Genomic DNA, 1,644 nt, shown 5'->3' on the forward strand with positions numbered 1-1,644 from the left:
ATTAAAATGAATATGATCTGGCGCCCATGCTCCTGCAAATCTATCCTTCTGCGCTTTATTTACTGCATTAAAATTCCAGCAGGCAATGCCATGCTGTCTGGCATATCCCATGATTTGCTGTGTTACCATGGAGATATATGGATTTGGATAATACGCTGTATGGTATATCGTCTTGTATTTTTTCTTGCCTACTTTTTTTCGGACACCTTTTCTTACGGCACGCATACAATCCGGCGGTGTAGTCAACAGAATATTTACGGCGGGATTTTGTTCCCGGATGAGTGATACGGCTTTATCTATTTCGTCTCTGAAGGCCAACGGGTCCAGTCGGCCATAGGCTTCGTTTGTTCCCAGGGAGATGATCACCAGCTGAGGTTTCAGCACTGCCATCTGGGCCAGGAGGATATTACTGATTTCATTGTAATGCTGATACATGGCGCCGTTGATGCCAACGCTGTGGTACAACACTCCATTATGGCCATTTTGCATCACAGCACCGTAAAAGCGGAAAGGGCCGGTGCCTGTACCTTCCCATCTTGCCTGAAATGACTGCGCCGTTTCTGAAAAGTCCAATGTTGCCATGCTCAACGTAGAGGGGCCCGGAAAAGGTGCAGGTGATATTGTTACGGTAGCACCGGGAACCACTAAGGTATTATTGGTATTTCCGGCATCGTACAGCAATTGTACCTGGCGGAAATCATTGTCCATGCTTCCTTCCGGTTTACCGGCGAAAGACAGCGTAGGTGCATCATTCAAAGAAGTAATGTCAATAGCGCCGGGGCCAAGTACATCGGATTTATTGCGGTCCACCACACGTTCCGACGACCATCTCACGGTGCTGTTCCACCTGAAATCTTCCGGGCCGTTGGTACCCGCCAGATTGTAGGGAAAAACATATCCTCTGCCCGCATAGCCAAACTGCCGTTGCAGCTGCGTTGCTATGGCCAGTGGAAAATAGCCTGCCTGCACATGGGAATCTCCCAGGTGAAGGATGGATATTACATTACTGTCTGCCGCGGAAAAGGAGTGAAAAACATTGTATAGCGCAGTATCCTGCTGAATGTTGTTAACGTTTACCTGTTGTGCATAAGTTGTAATACCGGCGAGTAACAATGATAGCACTGCCACCCATCTTTTTCTAAGGTTGTTGTGCCAGCCTGTATTCATTCATAATAGCTTTATAAAGCAGCGCTCCTACTTTGGCCGCTCCCGTTCTGTTAAAGTGTGTATAGTCCTTGTTGGCCATCACCGTATCTCCCTCTACCCACTTTACCATGGATCCTTCGCCACCCATCGCGGCGTAAAGGTTCCAATAGGCGGTACCGTGACTGGCAGCCAGATCATGCTGTACTTTCAGCAATGCTTCCACGCCTGGTGCGGTAATATATTTGTCGGCTTTTCTGTAAGATTTATCGGCAGCACCTATGACCAGGAAAGAAGTGCCCGGCAAATCCTGTCGCAGGGAATCCATTACTTTCTTCATAGGACGCTCATACCAGCTGTAGTCCGTCAGCTCCGGACGGAACAATATGTTAGCGCCATAGTGCATCACGATAAGGTCGTACGGGCGTTCCTGCTGCATACGACGTATCATGTCGGCAGAGAGATGCCCCAGTTCCACGCCACTGATACCTCTGAACGAGT

Annotated in this window: 2 protein-coding genes; both read right to left on the reverse strand. The window is 48.7% G+C overall.

The features are described 5' to 3' along the window. Positions 1-1,167: GDSL-type esterase/lipase family protein (locus VIP81_RS20850; RefSeq protein ID WP_331965741.1), on the reverse strand; the 1,167-nt coding region annotated here is incomplete at its 3' end. Further along, a partial coding sequence (locus VIP81_RS20855; protein WP_331965744.1) for a hypothetical protein occupies positions 1,139-1,644 on the reverse strand: 506 nt, incomplete at its 5' end. The genes VIP81_RS20850 and VIP81_RS20855, both read right to left, overlap by 29 nt.

This window comes from Chitinophaga sp. (assembly GCF_036566945.1).
GTDB lineage: Bacteria > Bacteroidota > Bacteroidia > Chitinophagales > Chitinophagaceae > Chitinophaga.